3 protein-coding genes are annotated in these 4,886 nt (G+C 69.4%); 2 read left to right on the top strand and 1 reads right to left on the bottom strand.

Annotation, left to right across the window (positions count from 1 at the left end; genetic code table 11):
- Together IF17_RS0135595 and IF17_RS0135600 are read left to right on the top strand one after the other, a co-directional pair.
- Nucleotides 1–1,294, top strand: a 1,294-nt coding sequence (locus IF17_RS0135595; protein ID WP_030575320.1) for a pyridoxal phosphate-dependent decarboxylase family protein, incomplete at its 5' end; no start/stop codon positions are given.
- Nucleotides 1,291–2,739 carry a lysine N(6)-hydroxylase/L-ornithine N(5)-oxygenase family protein gene (locus IF17_RS0135600; RefSeq protein ID WP_030575322.1) on the top strand — a complete coding sequence of 483 codons (1,449 nt, stop codon included), beginning with the start codon at nucleotides 1,291–1,293 and terminating at the stop codon, nucleotides 2,737–2,739. The genes IF17_RS0135595 and IF17_RS0135600, both read left to right, overlap by 4 nt.
- 60 nt (nucleotides 2,740–2,799) lie before the next feature.
- Here the strand turns inward: IF17_RS0135600 and IF17_RS0135605 are convergent, their stop codons facing one another.
- Complete coding sequence (locus IF17_RS0135605) at nucleotides 2,800–4,644, bottom strand: bifunctional metallophosphatase/5'-nucleotidase (RefSeq protein ID WP_030575331.1); 1,845 nt, start codon at nucleotides 4,642–4,644, stop codon at nucleotides 2,800–2,802.
- Nucleotides 4,645–4,886 lie beyond the last annotated feature (242 nt).

The raw sequence follows: 4,886 nt of genomic DNA on the forward strand, positions 1-4,886 counted from the left end.
ACCCGACACCGTCACCCCCCGCACCCGCACCGCCACCCACCCCCTCATCCCCGACCACGGCACCGGCGCCCACCACGCCCTCCGCGCCCTCGTCACCGCCCTCACCGAAGGCGCCGCCGACCCCGCCCACCCCCACTGCGCCGCCCACCTCCACACCCCACCCCTCGCCCTCGCAGCCGCCGCCGACCTCGCCGCCAGCGCCCTCAACCCCTCCATGGACTCCTGGGACCAGGCCCCCGCCGCCTCCGCCCTCGAAGCCGACCTCACCACCGCACTCGCCGCCGAGATCTACCCCCACACCCCCTCACCCGACGCCGTCATCACCACCGGCGGCACCGAAGCCAACCAACTCGCCCTCCTCCTCGCCCGCGAACGCCACGGCCCCGTCCAGACCGTCTGCGCCACCAACACCCACCACAGCGTCGCCCGCGCCGCCTGGCTCCTCGGCCTCCCCGAACCCGTCACCGTCCCCGCCCCCGACGGCACGATGGACCCCGCCGCCCTCGACCAGACCCTCGCCCGCCTCGACCGGCCCCTCCTCGTCGTCGCCACCGCCGGAACCACCGACACCGGCGCCATCGACCCCCTCGACACCATCGCCGACCTCTGCACCACCCACGGCGCCGAACTCCACATCGACGCCGCCTACGGCGGACCCCTCCTCTTCAGCCCCAACCACCGCCACCTCCTCCACGGCCTCCACCGCGCCCACAGCGTCACCCTCGACCTCCACAAACTCGGCTGGCAACCCGCATCCGCCGGCCTCTTCGCCGTCCCCGAACGCCACCACCTCACCCCCCTCCACCACCACGCCCCCTACCTCAACGCCGACGACGACACCGAATCCGGCCTCCCCGACCTCCTCGGCCGCTCCCTGCGCACCACCCGCCGCCCCGACGCCCTCAAGATCGCCGTCACCCTCCAGGCCCTCGGCCGCACCGGACTCGCCGACCTCATCGACCGCACCCTCACCACCGCCCACCACCTCGCCGACCTCATCACCCGAACCCCCACCCTCGACCTCTACGAACGCCCCACCATCTCCACCGTCCTCTTCCGCCCCACCGACGCCGACGACCACACCGTCGCCACCCTCCGCCGCACCCTCCTCAACCGCGGCCACGCCGTCCTCGGCCGCGCCCACACCGCCGGCCGCCTCTGGCTCAAGGCCACCCTCCTCAACCCCCACACCACCCCCCAGGACCTCCAGGCCCTCATCGACCTGATCACCGCCACCACCACCGACCTGGCGGTCACCACCACCCCCCGCACAGAAGGCGACACCCCGCGATGACCGACCGGCCCGCCCCCGACCGGCCAGCCCCCACCCCCGAACCCGACCGCCCGCACGACCTCGTCGGCATCGGCATCGGCCCCTTCAACCTCTCCCTCGCCGCCCTCGCCCACAACATCCCCACCGCCCCCGACGACCCCCGCCCCCTCGCCGCGACCTTCTACGAACAACGCCCCGCCTTCCACTGGCACCCCGGCCTCCTCCTCGACGGCGCCAGCCTCCAAGTCCCCTTCCTCGCCGACCTCGTCACCCTCGCCGACCCCTCCAGCCCCTGGAGCTTCCTCAACTACCTCCGCACCCGCGACCGCCTCTTCCCCTTCTACTTCGCCGAGCGCTTCCACATCCAACGAGCCGAATACGACGCCTACTGCCGCTGGGTCACCGAACAACTCCCCGGACTCCACTTCGGCCACCAGGTCGACGCCGTCCGCTGGAACACCGAACGCGCCCTCTTCGAAGTCGACTTCACCCAACTCGACCCCGACGGCGAAGCCGAAGCCCTCGGCCGCGCCTACGCCCGCCACATCGCCCTCGGCATCGGCACCGAACCCTTCGTCCCCGAACCCCTCCGCCCCCTCGCCGAAGCCCCCTCCGTCCCCGTACTCCACTCCGCCGACTACCTCCGCCACCGCGACCAACTCCTCGCCGCCGACCACATCACCGTCATCGGCTCAGGACAGTCCGGCGCCGAAGTCTTCCTCGACCTCCTGCGCGCCCGCCCCGAAGGCGCCGAGAAACTCCACTGGCTCGCCCGCACCCAGGCCTTCGCCCCCATGGAATATTCCAAGCTCGGTCTGGAGCACTTCACCCCCGACTACAGCCGCTACTTCCACGCCCTCCCCGAAACCGCCCGCGATGAACTCGTCCCCCGCCAATGGCAGCTCCACAAAGGCATCGACGCCGACACCATCGCCGCCATCCACGACGAGCTCTACCGCCGCACCCTCCACGGCGGCTGGCCCGACGCCACCCTCACCCCCGGCGTCCACGTCCGCACCGCAGGCCGCCTCGCCAACACCCGTGTCGAACTCCACCTCGAACACACCCAGCAAGGCACCCGCTCCCGCCTCACCACCGACGCCGTCATCCTCGCCACCGGCTACCGCGAACGCCCCCTCGACGCCCTCCTCGGCGGCCTCGACCCCTACCTCCGCCGCGACACCTCCCACCGCCCCCGCATCGACGACCAGTACCGCCTGATCCTCGACCGCGCGGTCACCGGACACGTCTACGTACAGAACGCCGAACGCCACACCCACGGCGTCGGCGCCCCCGACCTCGGCCTCGCCGCCTGGCGCAGCGCCACCATCCTCAACAATCTCACCGGCACCACCCCCTACCCCCTCCCCGAACGCACCGCCTTCACCACCTTCGGCCTCACCACCGACCACCCCCGCGTCCCCGCCCAAGCCCCCGCCCTCATCCCCCTCAGCCAGTCCGTCTAGCCGCCGGACACAGAACGGCCCGGGACCCCACCGAAGGAGCCCCGGGCCGGACGAACAGGGTTACGGGAACACCGGCGTCCCCTCACGCGTCAGCCGCCACCCCACCGAAGCGAACGCCGCCGGATCCACCGACCCCTTCGCCTGCACCCACGCGATGATCGTGTTCCGGATCTCATCCGAATTCGCCCACACCTGCTTCGCCCCCGGCACATGCGGGAAATTACCCCCACCGCTCGCCCGGTAGTTGTTCACCGCGAACACGAACCGCGCCGCCGGATCCACCGGCTTCCCCTCGAACGACAGCCCCACGATCCGCGACCCCACCGGCTGGGCGATATCGATGTCGTACGTCACCCCCGACACCGCGTCATAGTTGTAATCCGGAATCCCGTCCGCATTCGTCAGCTTCGCCGTATCCACCGGACCACCCGCCGGAGTCCGCACGTAATACCGCGCCGAATACTCCAGATACTCCTTCAACTGCGCCCCCGTCAACAGCCGCGCCTCCAGCGTGTTCTCGAACGGATACAGCCCCGCCGCATCCCGGATCGTCACATCACCGGCCGGAATCCCCGCCGTACGCGAGAAGCACGACGCCTGCGACAGCACCGGCAGCTCCGCGTACTCCCCACCCGCCAGAGCCGCCGCCACCGTCTCCGCCTGCACCTGGTTGATCAGATCGATGATCGGCTCGTCCTTCCACGGCGCATCCGCCGTCGACATCGCCACCACCGACGTACCGATCACCTGATTGACGTACGCCACCACCTTCCGGTGCTCGTCCCGCAACAGCGAGACCACCTTCCGGTCCTCCGCCACCGTATTCGAGTTCAGCACCTGCGAACCCGCCTTCTCGACCGTCCAGCGCCCCTTCTCCCACACCAGATCGAAATCGAAGACCGTCAGCCGCTGCCCCCACTTCGCCGGCTCCGAAAGAACCACCCGCTTCCCCGTCACCTTGTTCGTGACGAAGTGCTCCGCGATCTCCACATGCGCGTGCCCCACCAGAATCGCGTCGATCCCCGGCACCTGCTCCGCCACCAGCCCCGCCGCGTTCTCGACGTACGGCAACTGATCCCCGTACGACGACGTCCCCGACGAACCCGAATGCGCCGACACGATCACCACATCCGCACCCATCGAACGCAGCTTCGGCACCCACTTCGCCGCCTGCTCCTCCAACCCCGGGAACACCATCTTCCCGCCCACATTCACCTTGTCCCAGATCGCGATCCCCGGATTCGTCAACCCCAGAACCGCCACCCGCACATCACGCCCGAACGGCGTCCGCAACCGCTTGATGACGTACGGGGCGAACGCCGGCCGCAACGTCCTCGCATCCAGCGCATTCGCCCCCAGCAGCGGAAAATCACACTGCTCCTCGAACTTCCGCAGCACCGGAATCCCGTAATTGAACTCGTGATTCCCCAGCGCCGCCGCGTCATAGCCGATCGCGTTCATCGCCTGTGCCATCGGATGCACCGGACCACGCCGCGCGGTGATCGGATCGATCTTCGCGTAGTAGTACGACAACTGCGTGCCCTGGATCGTGTCACCCGCGTCGATCAACAACGTGTTCCGGCGCCCCTTCTCCCGGCGCACCTGATCCACCAGCGTCGAGATCTTCGCCAGACCGACATCGTTGCGGGCCGCGTCGTCGTACTCCTTGTCGGTGAAGTAGTCCCAGTTGAAGACGTTCCCGTGCAGATCGGTCGTGCCCATCACGGTGAACGAATACCGCTTACCGGGGCGCCCATGACCGTGCCCATGCCCGCGACCGTGCGCCTCAGCCGCACCTGCCGTACCCGCCGCGCCCACCACCGCACCGCCCGCCAACGCCACCCCCGCACCGGCGGCAGCCGAACGGACCAGAAACGTCCTGCGGTCCACGGGGTTCAACGACATCGCTCACTCACTCCTCGTTCAGTACGGGCAACGCGCGTAGATTCTGACCCGCCCCCCGTTCCCCGCAACACCCCACACAGGTTTCGATCCGATGACCCCCCGACACACCTCCTCCACACCCACCCCCCGTGCCACAGTGAACGCATGACCGAAACCCCCACACCCCAGCCCCTGTCTCTTATACACATCTCCCGAGCCCACGAGACAGGCAGAAATCTCGTATGCCGTCTTCTGCTTGAAAA

The organism is Streptomyces cyaneofuscatus, from assembly GCF_000718135.1.
Classification (GTDB): domain Bacteria; phylum Actinomycetota; class Actinomycetes; order Streptomycetales; family Streptomycetaceae; genus Streptomyces; species Streptomyces cyaneofuscatus.